Annotated in this window: 22 protein-coding genes; all 22 read left to right on the forward strand. The window is 44.7% G+C overall.

Annotation, left to right across the window (positions count from 1 at the left end; all coding sequences use genetic code 11):
* The coding region (locus tag Q7J41_RS10130; protein ID WP_304887696.1) for an AAA family ATPase at nt 1–2,201 on the forward strand (2,201 nt) is incomplete at its 5' end.
* The gene (locus Q7J41_RS10135) at nt 2,191–3,450 is read left to right on the forward strand and encodes an McrC family protein (RefSeq protein ID WP_304887698.1); all 1,260 of its coding nucleotides are present in this window, start codon (nt 2,191–2,193) and stop codon (nt 3,448–3,450) included. The genes Q7J41_RS10130 and Q7J41_RS10135, both read left to right, overlap by 11 nt.
* Before the next feature lie 292 nt (nt 3,451–3,742).
* The gene (locus Q7J41_RS10140; protein WP_304887700.1) at nt 3,743–4,537 is read left to right on the forward strand and encodes a hypothetical protein; all 795 of its coding nucleotides are present in this window, start codon (nt 3,743–3,745) and stop codon (nt 4,535–4,537) included.
* 163 nt (nt 4,538–4,700) lie between these two features.
* Nucleotides 4,701–4,871 (forward strand): hypothetical protein, encoded by a 171-nt coding sequence (locus Q7J41_RS10145; protein WP_304887702.1) that lies wholly within the window; start codon nt 4,701–4,703, stop codon nt 4,869–4,871.
* 212 nt (nt 4,872–5,083) lie between these two features.
* Complete coding sequence (locus Q7J41_RS10150; protein WP_304887704.1) at nt 5,084–5,524, forward strand: hypothetical protein; 441 nt, start codon at nt 5,084–5,086, stop codon at nt 5,522–5,524.
* 290 nt (nt 5,525–5,814) lie between these two features.
* Nucleotides 5,815–6,420, forward strand: coding sequence for a type IV toxin-antitoxin system AbiEi family antitoxin domain-containing protein (locus tag Q7J41_RS10155; RefSeq protein WP_304887705.1), 606 nt, complete (start codon nt 5,815–5,817; stop codon nt 6,418–6,420).
* Entirely contained in the window at nt 6,417–6,653 is a 237-nt protein-coding gene (locus Q7J41_RS10160; RefSeq protein WP_304887708.1) for a nucleotidyl transferase AbiEii/AbiGii toxin family protein, read from the forward strand. Before Q7J41_RS10155 ends, Q7J41_RS10160 begins: the two co-directional genes overlap by 4 nt.
* 72 nt (nt 6,654–6,725) lie before the next feature.
* Nucleotides 6,726–7,229 carry a hypothetical protein gene (locus Q7J41_RS10165; protein WP_304887710.1) on the forward strand — a complete coding sequence of 168 codons (504 nt, stop codon included), beginning with the start codon at nt 6,726–6,728 and terminating at the stop codon, nt 7,227–7,229.
* 40 nt (nt 7,230–7,269) lie between these two features.
* Nucleotides 7,270–8,589, forward strand: coding sequence for a DUF3298 domain-containing protein (locus Q7J41_RS10170; RefSeq protein ID WP_304887711.1), 1,320 nt, complete (start codon nt 7,270–7,272; stop codon nt 8,587–8,589).
* A gap of 146 nt (nt 8,590–8,735) precedes the next feature.
* The gene (locus tag Q7J41_RS10175) at nt 8,736–9,425 is read left to right on the forward strand and encodes a molybdopterin-dependent oxidoreductase (RefSeq protein ID WP_304887712.1); all 690 of its coding nucleotides are present in this window, start codon (nt 8,736–8,738) and stop codon (nt 9,423–9,425) included.
* Nucleotides 9,426–9,498: 73 nt separating this feature from the next.
* Nucleotides 9,499–10,596: a hypothetical protein gene (locus Q7J41_RS10180; protein WP_304887714.1), complete on the forward strand. Its 1,098-nt coding sequence runs from the start codon at nt 9,499–9,501 to the stop codon at nt 10,594–10,596.
* Nucleotides 10,597–10,900: 304 nt separating this feature from the next.
* Nucleotides 10,901–12,505: a glycosyltransferase family 4 protein gene (locus tag Q7J41_RS10185; RefSeq protein ID WP_304887716.1), complete on the forward strand. Its 1,605-nt coding sequence runs from the start codon at nt 10,901–10,903 to the stop codon at nt 12,503–12,505.
* 1 nt (nt 12,506) lies between these two features.
* The gene (locus Q7J41_RS10190; protein ID WP_304887718.1) at nt 12,507–13,751 is read left to right on the forward strand and encodes a glycosyltransferase family 4 protein; all 1,245 of its coding nucleotides are present in this window, start codon (nt 12,507–12,509) and stop codon (nt 13,749–13,751) included.
* Between the two features lie 269 nt (nt 13,752–14,020).
* The gene (locus Q7J41_RS10195) at nt 14,021–14,866 is read left to right on the forward strand and encodes an EFR1 family ferrodoxin (protein ID WP_304887720.1); all 846 of its coding nucleotides are present in this window, start codon (nt 14,021–14,023) and stop codon (nt 14,864–14,866) included.
* A 139-nt stretch (nt 14,867–15,005) separates the two neighbouring features.
* Nucleotides 15,006–17,282, forward strand: a complete 2,277-nt coding sequence (locus Q7J41_RS10200; protein WP_304887722.1) for an HD domain-containing phosphohydrolase — start codon at nt 15,006–15,008, stop codon at nt 17,280–17,282.
* Nucleotides 17,283–17,564: 282 nt separating this feature from the next.
* Complete coding sequence (locus tag Q7J41_RS10205; RefSeq protein WP_304887724.1) at nt 17,565–18,122, forward strand: TetR/AcrR family transcriptional regulator; 558 nt, start codon at nt 17,565–17,567, stop codon at nt 18,120–18,122.
* Between the two features lie 112 nt (nt 18,123–18,234).
* On the forward strand, nt 18,235–18,603 hold the full coding sequence (locus Q7J41_RS10210; RefSeq protein ID WP_304887727.1) for an HsmA family protein: 369 nt from the start codon (nt 18,235–18,237) through the stop codon (nt 18,601–18,603).
* Between the two features lie 331 nt (nt 18,604–18,934).
* Entirely contained in the window at nt 18,935–20,059 is a 1,125-nt protein-coding gene (locus Q7J41_RS10215; protein WP_304887729.1) for a GGDEF domain-containing protein, read from the forward strand.
* A 101-nt stretch (nt 20,060–20,160) separates the two neighbouring features.
* The gene (locus Q7J41_RS10220) at nt 20,161–21,162 is read left to right on the forward strand and encodes a DUF3089 domain-containing protein (RefSeq protein ID WP_304887731.1); all 1,002 of its coding nucleotides are present in this window, start codon (nt 20,161–20,163) and stop codon (nt 21,160–21,162) included.
* Between the two features lie 317 nt (nt 21,163–21,479).
* Entirely contained in the window at nt 21,480–23,180 is a 1,701-nt protein-coding gene (locus Q7J41_RS10225) for a hypothetical protein (protein WP_304887733.1), read from the forward strand.
* A 15-nt stretch (nt 23,181–23,195) separates the two neighbouring features.
* On the forward strand, nt 23,196–24,314 hold the full coding sequence (locus tag Q7J41_RS10230) for a zinc ribbon domain-containing protein (RefSeq protein WP_304887735.1): 1,119 nt from the start codon (nt 23,196–23,198) through the stop codon (nt 24,312–24,314).
* Nucleotides 24,315–24,715: 401 nt separating this feature from the next.
* Entirely contained in the window at nt 24,716–26,446 is a 1,731-nt protein-coding gene (locus Q7J41_RS10235) for an HD domain-containing phosphohydrolase (RefSeq protein ID WP_304887737.1), read from the forward strand.
* Nucleotides 26,447–26,481 lie beyond the last annotated feature (35 nt).

Consider the following 26,481-nt stretch of genomic DNA (forward strand, 5'->3'; position numbering starts at 1 on the left):
TTGCGTCCTATGAAGGCATGATTGTTGGTTTGTGGCAAGCAAAAGCATATACAAACATGAAAAACGTTGTCAATCCAAAAGATGATGGAGTGCTATTGTTTGATGAAATAAAAAGTTATCAAGATGTTAATGTGACGAATGATTTCACTCGTTACAAGTATTTTATTCATGATTTAAATCTGGTCAATAAAGTGACGAAAAGTGTTAAGGGTCTTGGTTTTATCGCGATTACAACCCAAGAAAACTGTCCCAGACCAGAAGAAATCGACTTTAAAAATGGAGGAGTCAATATTTATGTAGCACTTGAAGATGCTGACATTGAATGGCGTGATGGTGACATACGCGTAACCGTTGATAAAAGCAACGAGATGAATATCTTAGGCATCGATCGCTTTGAAAATGGTGAATTTGCAGTTTATCAATCATTTAACCATTTATATGAAGAGAAAAACGCAGAAGATAAAAAATACTCAGTTCAAGAATTATATGATTATTCACTCGAAGATCAAGCATCAAAAAAGAGAAAATTCTTAGCAACACTTTTAGAAGAGTTAGGGACAAAGGGTTTTTTAAGAGTAACAAGTACGATTAGCTTGTATGACAATTTACTAGTTGGGCGAAAAAAAACAGTATCAACAAAAACTATCAGTCCAGTTGCACCAAATAATCCTCAAGTTTTAACAGGTGATATCGGGGAAAATGACTTCGAAGAAAATGAGCAATATGAAGAAATTGCAAGCTTGCTCAATTTTAATCCAAATATTATTTTGTATGGCCCCCCAGGAACAGGCAAAACATTTGCAACACAGCGTATCATTGATTGCTATGAGAAGAAATACTACAATTCAAATGGTAGCTACTATTCAGCCGAAACGGATGGTCGGGTCAAGTCGGTAACCTTTCATCAATCGTATTCTTATGAAGAATTTATTGAAGGGATTCGTCCGGTACTTAATGATGACGATGGCAGCAAGGTTGGGTATCGGTTAGAGAATGGTCTTTTTAAAGAGCTCTGCATTAATGCAGAAAAAGAACTCATAAAAAATAAAGATAATGCAAAGTATGTGGATCTGATTCATTCAGAAAGTACCATTTGGAATATTTTTTTGGGTGAAAGAAAATCAGATTCCATATTTGAAGAGTGCATGAAAACAAGCGACATCGCTATTAACTGGCTGCCAGATAAAGACCTAGGTGCTTCAACTTATGAAGATATTTTAGAAGCATTAGGTGATAATAGTGCTTTTGGGAATAAACCCATTCAAAATGCAAATTCAATTAATGCGTTTGTCAATGAAATGTCTACCGGAGATATTGTTCTTGTTTATGATGGTCAACAAACTATTCGAATGATTGGTGTCATAAAAGAAGGATATCGTTACGATCAAAAAGATTCCTTTCGCCATCGACGAAGCGTTGAGTGGTTTAGGGATTTAGATTATCCCATAAATATTCATCATTACAATGGTTATAAAAATCTCACTATGAAAACAATTTATCAGCTTTCAAGAATGTCGATTTCTGATGTGCTGGAAATGATAACCACACGAAGATTTAAGAAGCAGAGTTCTGAGGACAAAAAAGAAATAAAGCCATACTATATGATTGTTGATGAAATCAATCGGGGTAACATCGCAAAAATTTTTGGTGAATTGATTACGCTAATCGAGCAGGATAAGCGTGGTAAGTTTAAGGTTGTATTACCCTATTCAAAAAAGGTCTTTTCAGTTCCGCCCAATCTTGTAGTTATCGGTACAATGAATACCGCCGATCGATCGATTGCAGCTATCGACACAGCACTGCGAAGACGATTTACTTTCGTTGAATTAGAACCTGATGCAAGTATAATTACGAAGTATGACAATCCTATTGTCAATGACAGCATTGATTTAATAAAACTACTTAATGCCCTTAATGAAAAGATAATGATTCACTTTGATCGAGATCATCGCATCGGTCATGCTTACTTTATGGGTATAGACTCACTAAGCAATTTTTATCAAATATGGTATTATAAAGTATTGCCGTTGTTGAGTGAGTATTTTTATAACGATGTTGAGACTATTAGTGCAATTGTCGGTAAAAGTTTCATTGACAACCACGGTAATTTTATTAAATTACAAAAAGATATAAGTGAAAATGGGCTGTCTGCATTTGAAGAGAACATCATCAAAATTTATAAGGTCAGTCATGTTATCTGAAATCAAAATCATCAGAGTGTTTGAAGATCGTCAGCAAAAAGTAACCTTGAGCCCAAAAAACATGGAAGACCTCACGGGTATGCGGGATATTATTGGTGAAAATAATCTGATCATTCAGGCGGATGGTAAATTATTAATCAGACATTATGTTGGTTATGTACAATTAAATAAAACGAGGTTATTGGTTTATCCAAAGGTTGCTGCAGGTCTTGAAATGGATGGAGAGTTTAATCGTTCATTTGAAATCCTGCTTAAAATGCTCGTCTTTTCGGGATTTTGCGGTGTTAAAAAAATACCGGAAGAACAAAATATATCAAAATTTCAAAATGATATATTGGAGTTTTATATTGGAATGTTTGCAGACGAGCTGCGGACACAATTTCAAAGAGATATCAACCGCGGATATAATAATCAACTAGAAAACCAAAGCTTTATTAAGGGCAAGGTGGATTTTAATGAAACGGTTAAACATAATAGTTTTAAAAGACACCTTCATTATGTCAGATACGATGAATTTGATGAGAAGACACTGCTTAATCAAATTTTTAAAACCATCATTCAAATTTTGATAAAAAAAACGCGAGTAAAACACAATAAGATTAACCTAAAACAATTGCAAATGTGGCTTGAAGATGTCGAAACAATAAATATCGCAGAGGATACTTGGAAAGGCGTCAACTTTACTCGGCAAAATAAAAAATATGAAACCGCTTTTAATATGGCGAAATTGTTTTATAATCAGGCCAGCCCGAGGATTATCGATGGTAATACAACTGTTCTCAGTTTTCTGATACCAGTAAATCAATTATTTGAAACTTATCTCTATAAATTGTTAGAAAAAAGTATCAATTCAGATTATTTGCTCAAGTACCAGGGACCGATTGATTATTTAGCCGATTTAAACGGTAAGAGATTCCTTCAAATGAAGCCAGACATAACTGTATTGAAATACGGCAAAGTCGTTCAAATTATTGATGCAAAGTATAAAATTATTACCGATGATGATGACCATTTACTACTATCGCAAGGTGATGTTTATCAAATGTTGGCTTATAGCATCAGGTACCAATGTAATAATATTCTACTGATTTATCCCAAGAAATTAAATGATACTCAGACTGGGTTAGTTTCTTCTTTTTCAATCAAGAACTATGAGCAAACAGTTACTATAAATTTGATTAAGGTAAGCTTAGAAGCAGATCCGCTCAAAGTATCCCAAGAGTTATTTGAATTCATGAAACTTCAATAATAATGCTTGATCATCAGTTTTGAAAAAAGGTCAAGAAATATCAAAGGTAGAATTACTGAAGTTGAATGTGTTTACAATACCGGTATCATAGATGGAGAGCGTTATCTTTCATTTTCGACTTATGGTTCAAAGAATCGCGAATTTACTGGGTCAGCAAGTCAGGTTCTACATTTTAATAAAGAAAATGCCGAAGAGATGATACGTATTTTAAAGCAAGAATTCAATCTTTAATAATAAAAGTGATATGTTGAACTTTATCGAGGTTAGAACATGTTATATGAGGGGGGATCAAATGAAAAAACAACTAATCGCCGCAGTAATTAATAACAAGGACAGGATCTCGTACATTAATTTAAACGAAGACGCTCAATATCTGGGCTGGACTCATGATTTTAATATCATTTTTCCCGATGGGGTTAAGATGGGTCTCGATTTAAACAAGGAAGAAGATTTATTTCTTCTTTTCGTTTTGGCATCTGCTTGGTCGCGAACAGGTCAATGGGAAAATGCTGCATTTTTTACGACCTATCTAAAAACCAGAAAAAAATATCATCGCAACCAATGGCTTGATGACGATTTTGTAAAGAATGAAATGGCCGAAAAAGATAAAAATGCAGCTTGGATTGTTTCAGAATGTAGTGGAGTTGTTCCACGGAAAAAAGTTTGCTTTCGAAAAGACATTTATGCAAGTGTCATCGTCATTGCTAAAAATTGGAACATAATTAAGGAAAAACTTGAGCTTGCCGAGTGTTTAAACGATTATTCATTGTTCATTGACTATCTTGCTAGCCTTGATGGCTTGGGGACTGGTCAAAAACGCATGCGCATAAAGATTCCATTAATTCTCAGAGAACTCCGTTGTCAGGGTATTTATCCAAGTATCCCTGGTGAGTTTTGTTGCGTTCCAGATGAGCGTGTAAAAGCGGCTTCAAAAGAATTGGGAATTGTGCTGCCAACGATCAATTCGATCGACAGTCTATTTAAGGCATCCGCTATCATTTATCAGCAGTTTGGGGAGCTTTATGATATCCCTCTCTTTGCCTATAAAGATTTGCAAGTGTTTGGCGCATTTAAAACTGATAATTAGGTCAAACAATTGGTTGAAGAAGAAGAGGTTTTTAAATTCCCACATCGAAAATAGCAGTAGCAACATTAAGTTTGGGATGGTTTCAAGTACCAAACAATCACGGCCAAAACGGCTTTTATTCTAGTCCAATAAGCTGGTAGTGGATTTAACAAGGAGGATTATTTTGAATAATATTGAATTAACAGATCGTATTTTAACTGCATTAAATCAAGGTATGATTTATCAGAATCCCCAGAAGGGAACATCAAGAATAGCAAGTATAACACCAGAAAAAATTGTTTATATTCGTGGCAATTCAAGGATTACCCTCAATTTAGAAGCTATTCAAATCTGACGGTGCTTGACATCAATTTATAAACTTATTAAATTCGCAGAAAAAAAAGGGGGATAGTGAGCGGTCACCGTATTTGAAATTACAAATAATAAAGATCGCACGCTAAAACTGAACTGCGGGAAGTTTCAGGCTTTGACCCGGTTAAGAATGATTGCTGCATACCCACGCAGGTTATCCCGGATATCAATGAATTCCTTTGAAAGCAGGTAAAAATGAAAATCAATAAAATGCAATTATTCAAGATCGCCGCAGTTATAGTTTATCTGTTGTTTTTTTTACTGATGCAGGAGCTGTTTACCAACCTTGAAAATTCACCCTATACGATGATGACTTTGGACGTAAATTTTTATCGGCTATTAACGTTGAAGCTTGCGCTGACACATTTTTTCCAATGGTTCTTGTTGGGGGTGCTGCTGGCTTTTCTTAATCTCAATGATCGTCCCAGCTTTCATTTTACAAAGGCTCTTTTTCTGATTGCCATGGCCTGGATGGTTCTGGCTTTTATGGGATTGTATCCGAATGTTGTTATTATGAGTTTCCCGCACTCAAAATTTCTGGAATTATTGCGTAATGTGGTACCGATTTTTTCCGGTTTCTTTCTTTTTAAAAGCTTGTTTGACGAAGAAAAGATCACCTGTCCTGATCGGAACTAGATTGATGGTGCCTGAAATTAATTTATTTGAGCCTGATCTTTTGTTTAGAATTGAGTCGATAGCTGATGTCGCGGCACTTATCAAAGGCTAGGATTGACAGCCTAATAGAGATTGGAATGAAATTTCCCCATTATGCCGCTCTTCAATGAAAGAGGCGGTACGATAGGGAAACGAATATAGCTGGTGGCGGGGTAAGGAAAAATTATCTTGAAATTGGTTACTAAATCATCTACAATAAGTGTATCAAATAATAGATGATAAAATTTATATCGATAATTTAGTGGTGAATTATGAAAAACGAAAGACGTGAAAAAATAATAAAAGTGTTTCAGGTAAATGATTCAGTTGTGAGAACAAAGACACTGCGGGAACATAAAATATCCAGTCGTGATCTTTACGAACTCATCACGATGGGGGAGGTTGTTAAGGTCAAAACCGGCTACTATGCTCTGAATACGTCATTGGCAAAACTGACTGACTTTGAATGGGTTCATCAGCTGATCCCCAATGGCATTATCAGCGTATTTTCAGCGGCATCAGTTTATGAATTGACAACCGTTAATCCGATGGCGATCAGTGTAACCATCTCATCAAATATGATTAAACCATCGCTGCCAGACTATCCGCCGATTGAATTTTTCTTTTCTTCTGAAGCCAATCTCTTGATGGGAGTCAGTGATTTTCAAATGGATGGTAAATCGGTGACCATGTATAACCGGGAACGAACTGTTTGCGATTTTTTTAAATATAGTGCCAGAGTGGGCAATGATTTGGCATTGGAAGTACTCAAAAACTATATGGCCGGGAAAGAGAAGAATCTTTCGCTGCTGTTTGAATATGCGGTAAAACTCAGGGTTAAAAAATACATCAAACCTTATGTGGAGGCGTTGTTATGAGCAAAGCGGATAGTGTGAAAGCCAGACTGAAAAATCTGGCGATAAAGGAAGGCAAGCAGTTTGATTATTATATCATGCTATATTTTATTGAGCGTTTGCTTTATCGTTTATCTTTATCAAATTACACGGATACTTTTGTATTAAAGGGTGGTCTTTTACTATATACGATTTTAGATGAAAATGCCAGAGCGACTAAAGATGTCGATATGCTGGCAAAAACATACCGTGCCTGACATTAATTTATTAACTTATTATTCATCGTGTCAAACCCAGAACACCATCTATTGAAAAAGGAGGCCCCGCCCATGCTAACCACCCCCGCAACCCCAGCAATGATTGCCGAGTGGCAATCGGTTTTTAAAGCATATCAGTCCCGTCTGGCGCCTAATCGAAAAAGCGTTGATCAGGTGATTGCTTATCTGGCGGAGAAATATCCGCTGACCGCCTTGGACACCGCCGCCGCCCTGGCGGTGGTCACCGGCAACATTACCGGCAACCGGCCCTTTGCCGAAAAATGTCCCGCAGGACGGCCATTACAACCGCTTGTCTTTACCATCCCCCGACAGGGTGGCGGCGCCCTGCTGTATGCACAGCGGGAGGCCTTTTACGGTGACACGCCGATTATGGTCGGACTGGAGCACGAAACGGCCTTTGTGATGGTGGAAGGCAGCGGCGAGTTGGCGGATGAACTGGTGGCCTTTGCCGGTCTGGATGAAGTCGATCTGAACAACTACTATCTGGTTGCCAACTACATTGCCTGCATGGAAAAATTTAATTTAATAGACCAGATCATCCCAATCCCCAAGTAAGTACCAATTGATAACGTTTAATTTGAAAAGGAGAAACCTGATGAAAAGAAAAATGTTTATGGGTATGCTGTTGTTATTGGTCGTGTTGGGGGCGTTTACCGCCATCCCACTAGGGGTGCTGGCTGAGACCCCGCTAAATTCGGAGGCGCAGACAACCGGTGGCGCTGATAATCTGGTACCATTGCCAGAAGCGGTGAGCGTTGCGAATACCAGTGTGTCAGAGATGCAAACCTGTGTTTATCAGACCCACGTTCAAAACCAGGGCTGGCAGGATTGGCGGGCGGATGGAGTCATGAGTGGCACCGAAGGTTTGTCCTATCGGCTTGAGGGTATCCACATTAAAACCAATCTGGAAAATCTTGGGGTGACCTACCAGACCCATATCGAAAATATCGGTTGGGAAGCGGATACCGAACGGGGTTGGAAAAACGATGGCCAAATGTCCGGCACCGAGGGCTTATCGTATCGCCTGGAAGCGATTCAAATTAAACTGACCGGGGCTCAGGCGGCCAACTATGATATCTGGTATCAGGTCCATGCCCAGAATATCGGCTGGATGGGATGGGCTCAAAATGGCGAAAGTTCAGGAACAGCCGGTTTCGGGTATCGTTTGGAGGGGATCCGCATTGTGATCTTGCCAAAGGGGACAGCGGCACCGGGTTCTACGGACAGCGCCTTTAGCGAAAAATTACAGGTACCGATCATGGTGACCTATCAGGATGGCATCTATGACCCGGCTTACAATTATAAAACGGTTAACTTTAATTATCAGCGCCCGGTTTTTCCCGAAACCACCCCGGCCTTAGCCAATATCAATGCGACTTATGATGGGCTGGAAAACGAATGGCAAGCTAAAATTCCGACGTTTACAACAAAAGCGCTTGACTATTGGAATAACGACTCGACTACCCAAAAAAATTCGCATATAAAATATAACGCCCGCAGTCAGATGGAGGTAACCTGTAAAGAGGTTTACAACAAAAATTACCTGTTATCACTGCAACAGGATGTTTATTCAAACTATGTCGGTTCAACTCACGGCTATCACGAACTCACCGCCCATACCTTTAATACCAAAACCGGGACAGAATTACTGCTGGGGGATATCTTAAGTATTGATCAATCACAAATTAAGTCAAAACTGACCAATGAATTTGCCAAACTTAATCGGGATGATATCTACCTGGATGATGTTTACGAACAATTGGGACCGGCGGCCAAATATTATTTGACGGATGCTGGTGTTTGCGTCTACTTCAATCAGTATGAAGTTGCCTGTTATGCATCTGGTCGCCCGACCATCACCATTCCTTATTCGCGCACGGATTTACTAAAACCAATTGAAACGATGATCCCATAAGCTGAAAATGTTCGGTGGTGATCATCGCAACATTAACCATCACTAATTTATATGAAAGCGGATTCCATTAAGGCGAAACTAAAAATCCAGGCCACGGGTTGTGGCCAGTTTTATAAGGAATTTTTAGAAAATTAGGAGATCAGACGATGCGACGAATAATTATTTTGGTGGTAGCGGTTATCGCAGTTGGGATCACCGTTTACCTTGTCAGTACGATGAACTTATTTTCAGAAAATAACAATAATAAGCAAGATGCTGTTTCCCAGGCGACGGCTAGCCGCTATCAGGAACTGGAAATTCGTGAATATCAGGGGGTTCAACTGGATCCGGCCATCGGCCCCAGAGATAATTCAATCTCCGGGATTCAAGCGGTCGATCTTAATAGCTATCAGCTGCAACTAACCGGTCTGGTCGAGAATCCCATAAGCTACAGCTATCAACAGGTATTGGCAAAAGAACCGGCACAGCGCCTGATTACGCTGTATTGTGTCGAAGGATGGCAGGCCACGGTGCTCTGGGAAGGGGTGCGCATCACCGATCTGCTGGCTGATGCCGGGATTAAAGACGATGCCACCATCGTGATCTTTCACTGTGTCGATGGCTATACCACCTCGATACCCTTGGCAACTATTAAAGACAAAGATATGTTATTAGCCTATTCGGCCAACGACCTGCCATTGCCAGCGTCCATGGGTTTTCCTTTTATCGTTGTGGCCGAAGATAAATTGGGATACAAGTGGGCCCGGTGGGTGAATGAAATCGAACTGTCCAGTGATGAAAGCTACGAAGGTTACTGGGAAAAGCGTGGCTATTCCAACGATGCCACCGTGAATTGAAACGACGACCGGCGGAAAAAAACGCTTTAAATCAGGTTATATTTGTATAAAAAAATCGAAAGAGGTAAAAAAGATGAAGCAAGAAAAAAATCCCAAAAGCAATTCATTAAAGCCGGCGGCGCCGCTGTTACTCCATCTTGAATTGATCAACAGCTGGAGTACCAAGGAAGAAACCCAGTTGCTGATGCAGTATGCCGGTGCCACCAGGCGTGGAACCATCACCAGAGATATTCTGATTCCCGCCGAGATGACCCTGCATCAGTTGCATTATGCCATTCAGCGGCTTTTTGGTTGGCAGAACGCCCATCTGCGGGCGTTTCGTCTTGATGAAAAAGATTATGATCGGTTGACCCAAAAACGTTTCCGGGAATGGTCGGAGTTGGTGGGGGTACTGTTTCGGGGAATCGTCAATGATTTTGAAGATCAGTTCTGGGATGATGATTATTCCGGCGGCAGCCTGAAAACCTGGCTCCGAAAAAAGTATACCGGCCCCGCTGTCGATGGCAGTTACAGCGAAGATTTTGAGATCGCCCAGGACAGTGTGCGGCAACTGATTTCGCGCTTTCCGGAAATCGCCGTCAAAGAATCCTTTCATGACTATTATGAACGGATCAAGGATCACAAAGAGCGCCACGAGGAAAAACTCCAAACGATTCGGACAGCCCCGATTCTGGATCTCACCATCGCTGAGTTGGAGACCGCCATTTCATTTGATTCCGGCTTTGATGAACTGCTCGAACGCCTGGCCGTGAAAACGATACTGGGTACTAAAAGCCAGCGCCTGGCCGAGTACGATGAACTGACCCAAACCGCCACCGGCTCGATCACCCGACCGGTGACAAAAAAACTGGTTTATAATTATGATTTTGGTGATAACTGGATCGTTGAAATCACCCGACACCCATCCGTCAATACCCTGCCCGAACAGGATGACCTGAATGAAGCCTGGATCGCTGAAGCGATGACCATCGTCAACGAAAAACACCGTCCGGTCTGCATTCAGCAAAAAGGTGGTTATGTCATGGATGACGTTGGCGGCATCGGGAGCTTTGCTGCTTTTCTCGCCACCATCAATCAATCGCCTGACGCCGATGAACGACAAGAATTCCGTACCTGGGCAACATCCATGGGCTGGAGTAACCGCAGAATCGATCTACCTAAAATGCTGTGATGATAAAATGAGTTGTCAATTTGATTGCTGTTGTTTTTTTATATGTTCCATTTTTTATAAGCAGGTAAGCGGAAACATCGCTGCCTGTTTTTTTATGTCCATCACTATCAAAGAAGCCCAGCCCGTTGAGGGTTAAAAATAGGGCCCGTACCTGACATTAATTGAGTAGGGTAAATTAATTACTGCAAAAACAACGTATCGGTCAGAGTCTTTATCAAATTTTGGGGTATGTAATAAAGCATGTAGCATTTTAATTATATTTGACTGACTAACGGCAACTTATGCCAGTAAGCGAGGAGATATTATGCAGATTGTCATGGCACATGGATATTTTTTAAAGGGTACCGGCAGCAACCTTTTTGTCGAGAATAGCTGTCGGGAATTATGCAAAATGGGCCATCAGGTGAATCTTTTCTGTCAGGAAAATGAACCTGATAAATTTGATTTTATCGAAAAAGCCTTCGATTTTAATGATGAAAACAGTGAGAGTTGGATCGTTTACCAGAACGAAACACCCTATCCGGGAAAATGCCACCTGTATCGACCCAACCTGAATGGCTTTCTACCGGTTTATGTTTATGATGAATATGAAGGGTATCAGGTGAAAACCTTTACCAACTGCAACAAAATAGAAATTGAGACCTATCTTGAATACAACCGTCGGGCGATCAATACGGCGCTGATCAACAGCCAAACCGATATGGTTTGGACCAACCATACGATTATGCAGCCGGTTTATGTCGCCCGAAGTCATTTGGGTCAGGGTCAATGTCATCATGTCATGACGGTTCATGGCAGCTGTTTGAATTTTTCGGTCAGAAACAGTGCCCTGCTTCAGGATTACGCCCGGGAAGCCATCGCCAATGCGGACCGTATTGCTTTTGTCAGCCATTTTTCGAAAAATGAGTTTCTGGAATTTTTTGATAATGATGTTTGCATCAAAGAAAAATCAATAGCCATTCCCGGCGGCGTGGATCTGGAAAAATTCATGACGCTCTCTGATAGCAGTGAAAAACAACCGGTAATTGACAGCCTTGTGAATGATCTGAAAACTGCCGCCCAGCAGTTGCGCAGTAACCCGGATCGCGATGAAGGGCTCTGGAAAACCGATGCCGACATTATTGCTAAACTTGAAATAATTGATTTTAACAATGAAAAAATCGTTTTATATTATGGCAAATATTTGTGGACGAAAGGCGTGCAGCTGATCATTGCAGCTGCTCCGCTGATCATGATGAACCATCATCATGTCCGCTTTATGCTGGTAGGGTTTGGGTCATCCCGATCCTATTTTGAAGCGATGATTGAGGCCTTGGATCAAGGTGATCAAGTCGGTTTTATCAATCTGATCAACCATCCTGAAACCGTTGATGGTGACATCGATCCGCATTCAACCCGGTTCTTTACGGCCTTAATCAAAAAACTGGGAGATCCGGATTTTGCCAGGGCTTATTTTGCTGAGGCCAAAGAAAAAATTGGAACAGCTTTTGTCCTGACCGGTTTTTTAAACCACAATCAATTAAAAAGTCTCATCGCCTGTGCCGACATTACCGTTGCAACCTCAATCTTTCCGGAAGCCTTCGGTCTGGTGGCCGCCGAAGCCCTGTCATCGGGGATTATTCCAGTCCAAACCAACCACAGTGGGTTTTCCGAGGTGATTAAGCGTTACATCGATGAATTTGATGATATTTTTGACCGGCACAAGTTGAGGCCGCTGGTCTTAGATGATCAACTGGTCTTAAATTTGGCGACTAATATATCTGTTTTACTGACCTATTATCAGGCGATGAACAGCCAGGAAAGACAGCAGATTCGCAAACGGGCCAGAAAAATTAGTGTTGACAACTACTCCTGGGAGTCGGTGGTCAAAAACTACATCAAACTTGGCCAGGAAAGCAGGGCTAAATAATATGCGCATCTTAATTACGAACACGGGTCCCTGGGGGACAGGAAGCGGCACGGTCGCCGACGGTGTTATGACAGAGTTGAAACGTCGAGGCCATGAGGTGATGGCTTTTTTTCCAGATAGCGGGTTCCCCGGTAATGGTTATGAAAAATATTATGGGGATGAAGAAACCTATCGGATCGTAAAATTTCCGGTTGTCTATAAAGGCGTGCCATTATACACATTTCCGCTGATTATTGAAGATCCCAACCCCCGTAATCATAAAGATGCCTGGACTTTTAAAGACCTGTCCGAAGAAGAACTGGATGCCTATCTCAGTTATATGAAAGAAGAACTTGAAAAAGTAATTGCCGATTTTAAACCTGACGTGATTGAATGCCAGCATATCTGGGCATTGGATCATCTGCTGCATCAATTGGATCACCGCTATATTTGTGTGGCTCATCACAGCGATCAGCTGGGCTTTCATTACGATCAACGGATGCAGCAGCGAACCATTCAATCGGCAAAAAAAGCGGCTTATATTTTTGCCGTTTCGGACTATGTAAAAGAGGAAGTCCTCGATTTATATGATGTCGAGCCCGAACAGGTCATAGTCACCGGAAATGGCTACGATCAAACCATTTTCACACCAAACGCACAATTAAACCGACAGACCGTCATGGCCGAGATGGGATACCCAAATTTGGCGGAGTACCCGTTCATTACTTTTTGTGGAAAAATTTCCAAAACCAAAGGGATCGATGTACTACTTGAAGCAAATAAGCTGATACAGCAAAAAACCAAGGCTTATCTTCTGATTATGGGCAGCGGTAATCTTGATGTTTTAAGCAACAGCGAGCGCGAAAAACTTGATCTGGAGAATGTTCTGTTCCTTGGGCAGCGTTCGCAACGGCAGCTGGCTATGCTGCATAATATTGCCAGATTAAGCGTGCTGCCGTCCCGTTCAGAAGGCTTTGGAATTGCCGCCCTGGAAGCAATGGGCTGCAAAATACCGGTGGTCGTCACCCGGGTAGGGGGGTTGTCATCATTTGCGGTGGGAAAAATTGTTGAGCCTGATAACGTCAACGAACTGGCCGCAGGAATTCTGGAGATTTTGAACATGGATGAGGAGTTATACCGGGTGACCTGTCAAAAAGCATACACCACAGCCAAACACTACTCCTGGGAAAATATTGTCAATATCCGCATGCAGTATTACCAAAAGAATTCTGACAGACAGCGCATAAAAGCGTTAGAATGCCGATAGTCCTGATCTAAAAAAACGACCCACTGTTAATAGCAAATGAATTTTGTAAAGATTACAAGCCCTGTTTATAAATTGGAGATTGACAGAACGACCTGAATATCATAGAATGAACACAGTTCATTTGAAAATCGAGGAGGGATGTCAATGTCCAGGGTGATTGAAAATCCCAAACAGCTGATCTTAAGTCAAGCCAAGGAGATTCTGTATGGAAAAAGCTTTTATGAAAAATAGATGAATCTGGAAAAAGTGCGGAACGAAGAGGAGCGACGATGAAATATACAACCTTTTATTTTAGCGGCACCGGCAACACCCGCTGGGCCGTTTCGGAATTTACTAACATCATCCAGGAAAAGGGCCATCAGGCGGAGATGTTTGCGATTGATATTGGGACCCAGCTCACAGATGTTCAGATCCGGACGATTGTCAACGAGGCCGATAGTATCGGCTTCGCCAACCCCATTTATGGCGGCGATCTTCCGCCGATTATGCGGACCTTTTTAAACCGCATGGTGGGTTTGATCGGGCCACTGGCAACGGTCAAAAACGCCTATGTTATCAATACCTATGGCTATGTCAACGCCTTTGGGCCCAAGGAAATGCAAAAACTGCTAGCTGGTTCGGGCCTGACGCTGACCGCCTATGTCAATATTCAGCTCTGTAATAATGTCACCAGCAGCAAACCGCTGGACCGGACTAAGCTGGCTAAACGGATGGAACGGGGCCGCCATGAACTGAACCATCTGGCCGATTCCCTGATCGCCGGCCGTAAGCGGATCAAAGGCCACGGACCGCAGCTGCTGATCGGCGCAATGATCCGCCAAAAGGTACCAGAGGCGATTGCCAAATTTTATCAGACCCTCGGTGTCGACCGCACCACCTGCACACGCTGCATGGTCTGCGTCAAAAACTGCCCCACCGGCAGTATCCGGATGAAGGGCGACAAGTTTGTCTTCTCAGCTGGCTGCACCGCCTGCATGCGCTGTTATAATTTTTGTCCCACCGGTGCCATCACCATCGACGGCGTCGTTGCCGATCCCCAGAAGTTTCCCCGTTATCAGGGGCCGGAGGCATCAGCGCTACGTGACCCGGCTACCAGGCAAGATGATGTTTCTTAGCTGGTAGTCAGCGCCTCAGGCAGTCACCGCAATCATCAGCAGGTGCGGGCCTGAAACGATAAAAACCGTCAAACCGGGGTATATAGTGTCATATCAGAATCATCGGAATCCAAAAACTGTTGGAGAAAGAGGAAAAGCTATGAAACAGAATGACCGGAACTTTTTGTGGAAACGCATTGCCAAAAATAAGAACACTGCGGCCGGGAGCCAGGAAGTGACCATGGCCCCGAAAGTCAGGAAAGCCTGGCGGAGACGGCTGGGCGAAGCGGATTATCTGGAGATGATGGTGGCGTATAATTCCGAGGCCATGGCGCTGCTGGTTAAAACCGCAGACGGCTGGGTCTATTGTTATAACAACTGGGAGCACGAAAAAATGACCGGGTTCGGCCAGAAAGCGATTCGCAATCAGAATTTAAAAACCGTGCTCGGGGAAGCCTATTATGAGGTCTACGAAAAAAACGCCGACTGGTGCCGGGAAAGCGGGGAAACCATTCTTTTTAAGGGCACAGCCTGCTGGAATGGCGAAATCAGGGAGCGGATGTGTCGCATGACTCCGGTTGTAAACGATGCGCAGGACTTTATCGTGGTGACCGAGTTGAACACCAAAGTGCTGAAGGACTGGATGGCTAAAAACCATCTTGTTACGACCCGCTTTGACCAGATGTTTCAGACCCACACCGCCACCATGCTGCTGATCGAACCGGAGTCGGGGCTCATTGTCGATGCCAACCCGGCGGCCCTGGCTTTTTACGGCTATTCCCGGGAGGAGCTCAAGACCATGACCATTGACCAGATCAACACCCTGTCCCAAGCGGCGGTTCATGATCAGAGGCAGCAGGCGTTAGCGCGTCGGCAGCAGTACTTTCTGTTTCCCCACCGTCTGAAAAGCGGCGAGATCCGGATAGTCGATGTCCACGCCAGCCCTCTTGAGATTGACGGCCATCAGTATCTTTTTTCGGTCATAACCGATGCCACCGAACGGGAACAGAATGCCGCCGCCCTCTATCGAGAAAAGGAGCTCCAGAAAACCACCATGGATGCCATTCATGACGGGGTGATTACCACCGATGCCCAGGGTAACATCAGCTACCTCAATCCGGCGGCCGAGCAGGCCAGCGGCTGGCAGCTTTTGGAAGTGCTGGGCAAACCCTTTGATGCGATTTTCCCGATCTGTCATGAATATACCCGGGAGCCCCTGACGGGGCTGGTGGCCCAGGTTCTTGAGGACGGCCAGGTCCAGGAAATCACGGCGCCCACCGTGCTGTTTAACAAGGATGGGATGATGATTCCCATCGAAAACAGCCTCGCCCCGATCCGCACCAAAAACGGCACCATCGGCGGCGTGGTTATGGTCTTTCGGGATATTACCTTGTCCCGGGAAAAGAAACGCCGAATTGAATACTTAAGCTACCACGATGCCTTGACCGGCCTTTACAATCGGCGCTTTTATGAGCAGTATTTCAGTCAGAAGGAGATCAAGCTGATCCATCCGATGGCGTTTGTGATGGGTGACGTCAACGGCCTGAAGATGACCAACGACGTTTTTGGCCATGCCATCGGGGATCTGCTGCTTGAGTCGATTGCCAAAACCATCAAGGTCGGGGCCGGTTCACGCAATCAGGTGATCCGCTGGGGCGGCGATGAATTCATGATTGTGATGCCCGGGTCGGATCTGAAGGATGCCGAAGTGTTGGTGAAACGGATCAAGGAGCAGCTGAAGGACATTTGCATTAACGGCACCATTAAAGCCAGCGTCTCCTTTGGGATGGCGTTGAAAAAGAGCCGGGATGATGAACCCGGGGCGGTCCTTAAAAAAGCCGAGGAAATGATGAATCAGATCAAGTTGTTAGAAAGCAAAAGCATGCGGGGAACAACCATTAACGCCCTGCTGGCGGCCCTGGATGAAAAAAAGGCCGAAACCAAGGCTCATACCATGCGGTTGTCCGATCACGTCATGAAGCTGGCGGATCTGCTGGCCCTGAACGTCGAAGCAAAGAACCGCTTGATCCTGCTGACCATGCTACATGATATCGGCAAAGTGGGTATCCCCGATCACATTCTCGGCAAGCCCGGGAGGCTCACAGACGAGGAATGGCAGATCATGCAAACTCATTCAGAAATCGGCTATCGGATCACCACCAATGTGCCGGAACTCCATGTGGTGACGGAGGAAATCCTCCATCATCATGAAAAATGGGACGGAACTGGCTATCCTTCGGGGCTCAGCGGCGATAAGATCCCGCTTAACAGCCGGATTCTGGCAGTCGTCGATGCCTATGACGTGATGACCCATGATCAGGTTTACCAGCCAGCCCGTTCCCATGAAGACGCCATCCGGGAATTACGGAATCAGGCCGGTAGCCAGTTTGACCCCCGGCTGGTGGAGCGCTTCATTAACCAGATGTCCCACTGGTGATGATAACCGTAACGGGCCCATTTTGGGGCACTTGAAAAAAATGCCGAACGGGATGTCAGAATTTCGGCCGACTGTAACCGTTGTGGCAAGTGCGTCAGGATATGTCAGATGAAGAATCTCAAAATAACAGATCAAAGAATCGCACAGCTGAACCGCTGCACCCTTGGCTATCGCTGTGTCAATCAATGTCCTCAAAAAGCGATAACTGATGACCCGCTTGACAAACCCTGCAAGATATCATAAAATGAACACAGTTCATTTGAAAATAGAGGAGGGATGACAATGTCCAGGGTGATTAAAAATCCCAAACAGCTGATCTTAAGTCAGGCCAAGGAGATTCTATATCGTCAGGGTTATCAGAAGTTAAGCATGCGTGCGTTGTCAAAAGCCTGTAATATCGCTTTAGGGACAATCTACAATTATTATCCGACCAAAAAAGACCTGGTGGTTGAAATGATGTCCGACTATTGGCAGCGCTTCCTTGACTCAGTGGCGGAAATAATCGATTCGGATACGGATATTTATCTTAAATTAAACCATGTTTTCACCGAATTAGAGGTTTTTATCAAAAACTTTCGGCAGTATTGGCTGACGCCAGAGCTGTATGTCGACCAGGACTATGTCGAGGGGGGGTTACAAAAAGAGTCTGGTTTTATGGAAAAATTGATCGAACTAATTGCCACAGAGCTGACAAAAGAAGACGCCGCACATCATATAAAACTCAAGTTAGGAGCTCGCGAAACCGCCAATTTTATCATCATGAATTTCATCACCATCATTCAGATGCCGTTTTTTCGGTATCAGACTTTTGCGTTATTTCTAAAAGAACTACTGGAATAAATCATATCGTTTAAGATATGATTTTATTTTTAAATGCAAATGAACGTCGTTCAGATGACGAATCAATGTGATTTTGTCAGTGATATAAAAAAAATAAGTAGGAGGATTTATTATGTTAATTTATGCAATCATATCCATTACCTTGGCACTGGTATTCTATACGATTGGGGTCTGGAGCGAAAAAATTCAGGGTCAGCTTAAAGCCTGGCATTTAGTCGTGTTTTATATCGGACTGGTTTGTGATACCATGGGAACAGTGATGATGAGCAAAATTGCGTCCGGGGGATCGTTTTTGAATTTCCATGGCGTTACCGGGATGCTGGCGATTGTGCTGATGCTGTTTCATGCTGTTTGGGCAACGGTGGTCTTAGTTAAGGGTGACGAAAAAGCTAAGGCCAACTTTCATAAACTCAGTTTAATCGTCTGGTTGATCTGGCTGATCCCGTTTATTTCCGGCGCTATCTTTGGCGTGTCAATCTAGCCGCACAGTGCGGATAAAAGCGATCTAAATACGGCCGTTTTGACACCGAAAAAAGCGGAAAGACTGATTTCTATCTTGCGATTGTTGTTATTTATATTCCGTTTTTCCAAAACAGGTAAGCTGAAACATTGCGGCCTGTTTTTTTTAATGCTTATAAATTTTCGTCACTATCAAAGTCGCTCTGTCGCACCGGAATTTGGAAGGCCGCTGTTTTAGGCAAGGTTATTAGTTTGGTTGTTATTGATCAAAAAGTCTGTTCAGTGATGGATCGGATATGGTAAAATAATATGGTTAACCAAAATTCTCTAAATACAGATGAAAGTAGGCCGCAATGGGTCAAAAAAACACCGACGATACGAAAGAAAATAATGCGAAAGCACCCCTTCGCTGGGGCGAATTTCGGGATCCCGCATTGGAAAAAGAATTCTATAATGCTGAAATTGCTAAGAATTTAAATTATGTGAAATTTACCATTCTGGTTGCAGGCATGGTCTATTTCCTGTTTATTATCCCGGAGTATTTTTTGATCACAGCGGTCAATGATTTTATAGCTATTTTTATCACCCGCAGTGTTGTCCTGGCCGCCATGCTTTTTTTGTATTTTAAAGTCAATCGGGACATCCGCTATGATACGTTGATTTATTGGTTTACCGCCTTAGAAATTCTGATTTCGATGTCATTTATTTATATATCCAACCAATTCCCGAGCCCGAATATCCTGATTCAGGCGTTTGGGGTGATGATCATAATTCTAGCAATTTTTCTGATTAATAATCGCTGGCGCTTTTCTATTTTTACGTCTTTGTTTATCGGCATCGGCTATTTTGTCTTTGTGGCGGTCAGTTTTTCGGATATCAATATTTCTGAATTTCTGGCCGCAATTATTCATATTGCCATTGTCATTTTTTTAAGTAGTGTTTCATCTTACAGCGTCAATTATTATAAACGGATCCAGTACCTTCACAACATTGAGTTAGTGAAAATAGCTGAAACCGATGCCTTGACGGGGATCTATAACAAAGCCAAATTCAATCAGGAATATGCCCGGCTGGCAGATCATGCTAAGGCGACATCGCTGAATTTAGCCGTAATTATGTTTGATATTGACGACTTTAAAGCGATCAACGACAATTTCGGACATCTGGTTGGTGATCAGGTTTTAAAAGAACTCACCGCAATTGTACGCCGCAATATCAACAAAACTGACATTTTTGCGAGATGGGGCGGTGAAGAATTTGTCATCATTCTGCCGAATAGCCAGCTGGAGGAGGCGATGAAAGTTGCCCAGCGGCTCCGCATGATCGTTTCAGAGCATCAATTCCAAACCACCGGCCAGATTACCTGCAGCTTTGGTGTCGGTTCCTTTAAACATGACGATACTTTGGATACGCTTTTGCATCGGGTGGACGAACGCTTGTATCGGGCTAAAAAGTCGGGCAAGAACCGGGTCGAATAGTTAGCCGGGTTGAGGGGGAATTAAAAGCTGTTAATTCCCCCTCCGGATAGGGTATAATAAAGACCAATCCACCCGAAGGTGGTTAAAGGAGAAATGTGTAAATGAAAAGAAAAAAGATCGCCTTGTTGGTTGCTGTATTAGGCCTGGGCCTGATCCTGTCGGGATGTGGCGCCAAGAAAGATGTAACCGATTACTCAAAAGCTGAGCATTGGCTCAATGTTCCCACCAGCACTGACAAGGCGGTGGATGTCTTTTATCTCTATCCCACCACCTACTCCCCGGCTGATCAGACCAATCCCAGCATCAGCACCATTGATGACGCCGGCATGATGGCCAATGCCAAACTGGCTTATGACCGCCAGGCAACAGCCTTTGAAACGGTGGCCAATATCTATGCGCCGTTCTATCGCCAGGATAACCTGTCACCCGTCGATCGTGAGGAAACCATCGCCGGCATTCCGACCACCGATGCTACCGCCGCTTTTGAATACTATCTCGAACATTATAACAACGGCCGTCCCTTTATCTTAGTCGGCCATTCCCAGGGCGCCGACGTCACCAGCAACCTGCTGTCGGGCTATTTAAAAGACCATCCCGATGTCTACAAACGGATGGTGGTTGCCTATGTGGTCGGTTTTACCATCACCGAAGATTACCTGAATGCCAATCCCCATTTGAAATTTGCCGAAGGCCCCGATGATACAGGCGTCATTGTTTCTTACAACACTGAAGCCCCGACGGTTTTGGCACCGGGCAACCCGGTGATCACGGCTGGCGCCATGGCGATCAATCCGATCAACTGGAAGCGGGACCAAACGCTGGCCACAGCGGCCGAAAATTTAGGTTCAATCGGTCTGAATAAAGATGGCTCAGCCGCCCGCAATGCCGAAGGGATCATTGAACCAGTGATGAATTTTGCCGATGCCCAGATCGATCTGGAAAAAGGCGCACTGATCTGCAGCACCGTTAATGTCGATGTCTATTCGCCCGGCAGTGCCACTTTTGGCAAAGGCGTCTACCATACCTTTGACTATCCCTTTTATTATTTCAACCTGCGCCAAAATGCCGAGAACCGCAGCGACAAATATTTTGAAAAGAAGTGATGCCCAGGTCTAAAGGCCTGGCGAAAAGTATTTTGATTTAAAGCAGGAAGCCACAGTACCCTTCGCTTCCTAACCTATATTCAAAATATCATGGATATGATTGTTAGAGGAGGTCTTATTGATGAGTAAATTCGGTATGGAATATGGCGTTCAACTTAAACCCAGTGTTAATTTCTGTGGCACACGAACTCAGGTGTTAAAGAGCCGTGTTGACATAGCCCAAGGTCAAAATATCTTTATATACTCGCTGTTTTGCTGATCATTTCAGGGGCAATACTAGGCATTGTATCCCATCCTAGAAAGGGGGCGGTATCCTCATGAGAAAAAATATGAGTGTGGTTTTGGTGGCTATTCTCTTGGTTTTGTTCGGTCTACCGATAACGGTGTCGGCGGAGATGCTTGATAAGTACGCTGATCCGGCAGTGGTCGCATCGAGTGGTAGCTTTGAATCAACATATAATACCCACCTGGATTTCAGTCTTTCTGGGGGAACCCTTACAAGCGCCGAGTGGACGCTTATTCCCATGTACGCAATTTATGCGCCAAGTGGAACGATAAAAGAAGGAGAAGCCGTTTCGCTTTCTCTCACCGGTACACAACATCCGATACCTGCAGAAAAACTGGTGTTTAATAGTTTGAATATGAAGCTTACCTTTCTCGATGTCAATGATGAGATTATCGGAGAGGAGCAAACATACAGTTCTGGTAATGTAAAAAGCTCTCCGCTTTCTTATCAAATTGGCGCTTCGGTCCCGGTTGGTACGAAAACGGCAGTTATCACTGGAAATTTTAAAAGCCGCTGGACAACGTCTGTTGTTGTAGAAGAAACGGTGGCTGTTACGGTAACGCTCTTGGTTGAGGAAGAAGCCGTGGTCGGACTGCCCGTAGAGTCGGGGACTACTCAGACCCCCGATCCGGGCACTGATTGGGCAAGCGATGATTACGGCAGCGATAGCCAGGGATTTCCCATCGGGATCGTGATTGCGGTGGTCGCCGGGGGGATCTTGGTCATTGGCTTGGTTGTCGGCAAAAAACTGATCAAGCCTAAACCGACCCCTATCTCGGTTCCCAAAGACGTGATCATCACCGATCCGGCGACCGGGGCCCAAACTCGTTATGTCGAGGATCCGGAAACGGGAGAATGGGTCGATCCGGAACGCGGTGGGGTGCTAAAATCCGACCAGCTTCCCGAATCGCTGCGCCAGCGGCAAGCGGCCAGGGAATGGGTTGATCACCAGAATAAGAAACTACAAACCGGTAACAATGCGTTTGACAAAAAATTAGCCGAAGAGCGTGCGATGCAAGCAGCAACCAACAGTCAGATTGATGAATTGCTCCGGATCTCGCAACGGGCCGGCGCCCAGCCCCAGAGTGAGCTGACGTTTAAGATCCGCAAAAATGCTCAAAAGCTGGTTGGTAAACTGATCGAGGGTACCGAGCCGGTCTCGCCCGAGGCGATTAAACGGGTCTGCGGAGCCTTTATCAAAACCGCAACGGGGTCGATCATTACCCACGCCGAACTGCCGCAAGTACCGTCTGATTCGATGCTTTACGTCGCAGCCATTAACACCGAATTGGAAGAAGTCTCCCGTAACCAGACGGCTTCTGCCGTACTATTTCGGACAGTTTTTGCTTACACCACGCTGGGGGGATCGGAGCTGTTTTTTCAAACCCATAAGGGTTACCTGCGGATGCGCGACTACGTCGAAGATGGCGGTAATAGTGAATGGGGTGCCTTCTATACGGCCTCCTGGGGGGCGGTTAAGGATTATGCCGTCAGCAAAGCAGCCAACAAGATTCTTAAACCAACCAATCTCAGCGCGAACAGATGGGATCGTGCCATGATCAACAGGGCCGACAAGTTTATTGGTAGAGTGAAACCCTCGTTAGAGAATTCAAACAAAATCCTTTACAATCAAGGCAAACGATTTGTCAAGATTGGTATCAATACCACCGATAGAGTGACGTTGGATATCGACGGAAAAGTCCAACGGGCGATCAAACAAAAATATAAGTGAGCGGGAGAATAAGCGATGAATTTAGAGACAATCACGTTAACGGATGCACAGATCCAGGCGTTAGCCATAAACAGTCACATAAAACCGAATTTACTGTGCCTATTGCCGGATTTTGACAAGGCGGAAAGCGTTTCCCCGCCACTGTTGGATGCGGCACCGCAGGCGGTTTTGAATGCGCTCCTGCGGCCGCTGAACACCGCCGATATGGCGGTGCTTCTGGGAAATGACGGATTGATGCGGTTACAGCTCAGTCTCCGGGGCGAAACCGGCGTGCTATTAGGCCAGGCCGACGACGGCAATCAGTTACTGCCGGCCAGTGAGGGCGACGTTGCCACCATGGTGATGGCCTACCTGGCCCAGGGCGGCGAACCCCTGAAGCGGGCAGTTGCGCTTAATCTTTCCCAGCAGGCTTTTTTGCTGCTGCTGGCGGCTGCCGATGCGTATAAGACGAGTTATCTTGAAGATGTGCTGAAACATACCGTATCGGCGGCAAATCTGACGGCAAAGTCTCTTGCACGGGCCGTTGCCGAGGCCTATGAAAGCACCGACTTGCGGTGGCTTTTACCGTTTGCCTTGTTTCGACTCGAGGCAGCACCAAAGCTTGACGTGACATCCGCTTTGGCCGAATTGGCCGAAGTCGGCCTGATCGAGGCGGAGGGAGTGGTCTTAACGGAAGAAGGCGCCTTGTTTATCGATGACCTGATGTATCGAAAGGCCATCGCCGATGTCACCTCCCTTTATGTCCAGGATGCGGCGCTTGCGCGTTCACAGGTGATGTTCATCCGAACGGAACAGACCCTTTGGGCCGTTCAATTCGGTGACAATGATGCAGCGATCCGTTCGTTGTCAATCGACGAAGCATGCGAACTGATGGTTTCTCTGCTGATCCAGAAAGACGAACCAACAGTTCGATCCGCACCGCAAGCAGAAAGCCCCGCTGGTGCAAAGACGGAAGTTATAAACTGTTCCAAATGCGGTCAAAGACTGGCGCCCGGTACGAAGTTCTGTATCCATTGTGGTACCCCGGCACCACAGCCTTCGTCCCCCAAAGCCGCCGTGTTCTGCAAATACTGCGGTGCTAAACTTGTGCCAGGCAAGCATTTCTGTACAAAATGCGGAAAACCATGCGAGTAATAACAACTGCGCTCGATAATAAAAAGACTTCGGATGAGCTGAAGTCTTTTTAGGTCGTGTCAAAATAATCCGTTTCATGCGTTCAGAAAAAATCATCAAAAATGGCGTTGAGAAAGCCGGATGAATAATGCCAAATACCCGAAATGAAAATCAGTCAGAAGGTTAATGGTATACCGGAAGCGTTATCGATCTAAACGAACAACTTGTCTACGCCGAAAAAAGTCAGGTTTGTCAAAGATTTGTCGACACTAGTAAGGGCTGGCAACTAAAGTCGGAAAAGAAGCGATTTCATTGTCATGGCTGGCAGTTGACCGGGCAAAAAGCTATACAATATGATTAAAGTGTATGACAAGGATACATAAATGTTATAATAATGCATATGTTTTAAAGTGAGGGTATCGATGGAAAAATATCAGGCAACAATCAATAATCAGATTCGGATGACAATAGTTGGTCTTTGTTTACTAGGGACGATTTTTGTTGCGGTTTATTTCAATTACTTCAAGGGTATAGATGTGGTCTATACCCATCTGTTTTACGTTGTGATTGTGATGGTCGGGTTGTGGTACAAACGCTATGTGATCCAGTTGGCGATGTTTCTGGGATTATTCCATATCGTTATGGACTATCTCAGTTTTGGCGCATTTTTGCTGGCACCGATACTCCGAGCCAGCATCTTGCTGTTTGTCGCCTTCGGCATTTATTTTCTGATTAATCAACTGGAGAGCAGCCATAAAAATCTCGACCGGGTGATGAAAAGCGTCGGCGACGGCATCATCGTCGTGGATCTGGAGCAACGGGTGACGATGCTCAATCGGGTGGCCGAAGAGCTGACCGGCTGGACTAATGATGAGGCTTGCGGCAAAAGCTTTAATCTGGTTTTTAACCTGGCCCACGAAAACTGCGAATATCAGGTGCCCAATCCGGTCGATGAGGCGCTCAGAACCGATCAGAGTACCGCTTCGACCAACCACGCCGTCATCACTGATCGCCTGGGAAACCGCTTTAATATTGAAGACAGTGCCACCCCGGTCAAGGACGGTGAGGGCACCACCACCGGAGTGGTGCTGATTTTTCGCGACATTTCTGAGCGAACGGCGCAAAATGAACAAATTGAATACCTCAGCTACCACGACCATCTGACCGGGCTTTATAACCGCCGTTATTTTGAAGAAGAGCTCAAGCGCATCGATGGCCGTCGCCATTTTCCGTTGTCGATTATTATGGGGGACATCAACAACCTGAAAATGATCAACGATGCCTTTGGCCATCTGGCCGGGGATGAGTTGATCTTTGCCAGCGGCAAGATCATCAAAAAATTCTGTCGCCCCAACGATGTGGCGGCCCGCTGGGGTGGTGATGAGTTTGTCTTGCTGCTGCCCAATACCGATGAGGAAGCCACAGCCAAAATTGTCGAGCGGATGAACCAGGCTGTAGCGTTGGCGCCGGTTGATCGAGGTGTCCTTTCCATTGCTTTTGGCTGGGACACCAAAAAAAACCTGTCGGAAGATGTAATGGTGGTGTTTAAAAATGCCGAAAATTATATGTACAAGCACAAACTGCTGATGAAACCGCAGGTTCGGGATGATGCCATTCGGACAATTCTGGCGTCTCTGTACCTTAAAAACGGGATTGAAAAAAACCACGGCGAGAGTGTCAGTCGCTATGCCCGGCTAATTGCCGAGGAAATGCAGTTAAGCAACCGGGAAATTGAGACCCTTCATCGGGTGGCGCAGCTTCACGATATCGGCAAGGTTACCCTTAATCCGGGGGTGCTGGATAAAAAGGGGTCTTTGACCGCCGATGAGTGGGTGGCAATTAAACGCCATCCCGAAATTGGCTACCATATTACCAATACCTCAGCAGACACGGCCGAAATTGCCCTGGCGATACTGAGCCATCACGAATGGTGGGATGGCAGCGGTTATCCCAAGCGCCTGACCGGTCAGAAAATCCCCCTGTTGTCGCGGATTATCGCAATTGCCGAGGCCTATGATGCAATGCTGACCGACCGCCCCTACCAGCCGGCGATGGATCAAAGCCAGGCCGTCCAAGCCATTGTTCACGGTGCCGGCAGCCAATTCGACCCGAATATCGCCGCTGTTTTTGTCAACCGGGTGATTGGGAATTAGAATGGAACATTAAGATTTTTATGCTATAATAGTTA

Source organism: Acetobacterium sp. (genome assembly GCF_030652775.1).
Classification (GTDB): domain Bacteria; phylum Bacillota; class Clostridia; order Eubacteriales; family Eubacteriaceae; genus Acetobacterium.

Excerpts from the sequence above, each read along its gene's own strand:
- Q7J41_RS10135 (WP_304887698.1), top strand. The coding sequence starts at position 2,191 with ATGTTATCTGAAATCAAAATCATCAGAGTGTTTGAAGATCGTCAGCAA.
- Q7J41_RS10140 (WP_304887700.1), top strand. The coding sequence starts at position 3,743 with ATGAAAAAACAACTAATCGCCGCAGTAATTAATAACAAGGACAGGATC.
- Q7J41_RS10150 (WP_304887704.1), top strand. The coding sequence starts at position 5,084 with ATGAAAATCAATAAAATGCAATTATTCAAGATCGCCGCAGTTATAGTT.
- Q7J41_RS10155 (WP_304887705.1), top strand. The coding sequence starts at position 5,815 with ATGAAAAACGAAAGACGTGAAAAAATAATAAAAGTGTTTCAGGTAAAT.
- Q7J41_RS10160 (WP_304887708.1), top strand. The coding sequence starts at position 6,417 with ATGAGCAAAGCGGATAGTGTGAAAGCCAGACTGAAAAATCTGGCGATA.
- Q7J41_RS10165 (WP_304887710.1), top strand. The coding sequence starts at position 6,726 with ATGCTAACCACCCCCGCAACCCCAGCAATGATTGCCGAGTGGCAATCG.
- Q7J41_RS10170 (WP_304887711.1), top strand. The coding sequence starts at position 7,270 with ATGAAAAGAAAAATGTTTATGGGTATGCTGTTGTTATTGGTCGTGTTG.
- Q7J41_RS10175 (WP_304887712.1), top strand. The coding sequence starts at position 8,736 with ATGCGACGAATAATTATTTTGGTGGTAGCGGTTATCGCAGTTGGGATC.
- Q7J41_RS10180 (WP_304887714.1), top strand. The coding sequence starts at position 9,499 with ATGAAGCAAGAAAAAAATCCCAAAAGCAATTCATTAAAGCCGGCGGCG.
- Q7J41_RS10185 (WP_304887716.1), top strand. The coding sequence starts at position 10,901 with ATGCAGATTGTCATGGCACATGGATATTTTTTAAAGGGTACCGGCAGC.
- Q7J41_RS10190 (WP_304887718.1), top strand. The coding sequence starts at position 12,507 with ATGCGCATCTTAATTACGAACACGGGTCCCTGGGGGACAGGAAGCGGC.
- Q7J41_RS10195 (WP_304887720.1), top strand. The coding sequence starts at position 14,021 with ATGAAATATACAACCTTTTATTTTAGCGGCACCGGCAACACCCGCTGG.
- Q7J41_RS10200 (WP_304887722.1), top strand. The coding sequence starts at position 15,006 with ATGAAACAGAATGACCGGAACTTTTTGTGGAAACGCATTGCCAAAAAT.
- Q7J41_RS10205 (WP_304887724.1), top strand. The coding sequence starts at position 17,565 with ATGTCCAGGGTGATTAAAAATCCCAAACAGCTGATCTTAAGTCAGGCC.
- Q7J41_RS10210 (WP_304887727.1), top strand. The coding sequence starts at position 18,235 with ATGTTAATTTATGCAATCATATCCATTACCTTGGCACTGGTATTCTAT.
- Q7J41_RS10215 (WP_304887729.1), top strand. The coding sequence starts at position 18,935 with ATGGGTCAAAAAAACACCGACGATACGAAAGAAAATAATGCGAAAGCA.
- Q7J41_RS10220 (WP_304887731.1), top strand. The coding sequence starts at position 20,161 with ATGAAAAGAAAAAAGATCGCCTTGTTGGTTGCTGTATTAGGCCTGGGC.
- Q7J41_RS10225 (WP_304887733.1), top strand. The coding sequence starts at position 21,480 with ATGAGAAAAAATATGAGTGTGGTTTTGGTGGCTATTCTCTTGGTTTTG.
- Q7J41_RS10230 (WP_304887735.1), top strand. The coding sequence starts at position 23,196 with ATGAATTTAGAGACAATCACGTTAACGGATGCACAGATCCAGGCGTTA.
- Q7J41_RS10235 (WP_304887737.1), top strand. The coding sequence starts at position 24,716 with ATGGAAAAATATCAGGCAACAATCAATAATCAGATTCGGATGACAATA.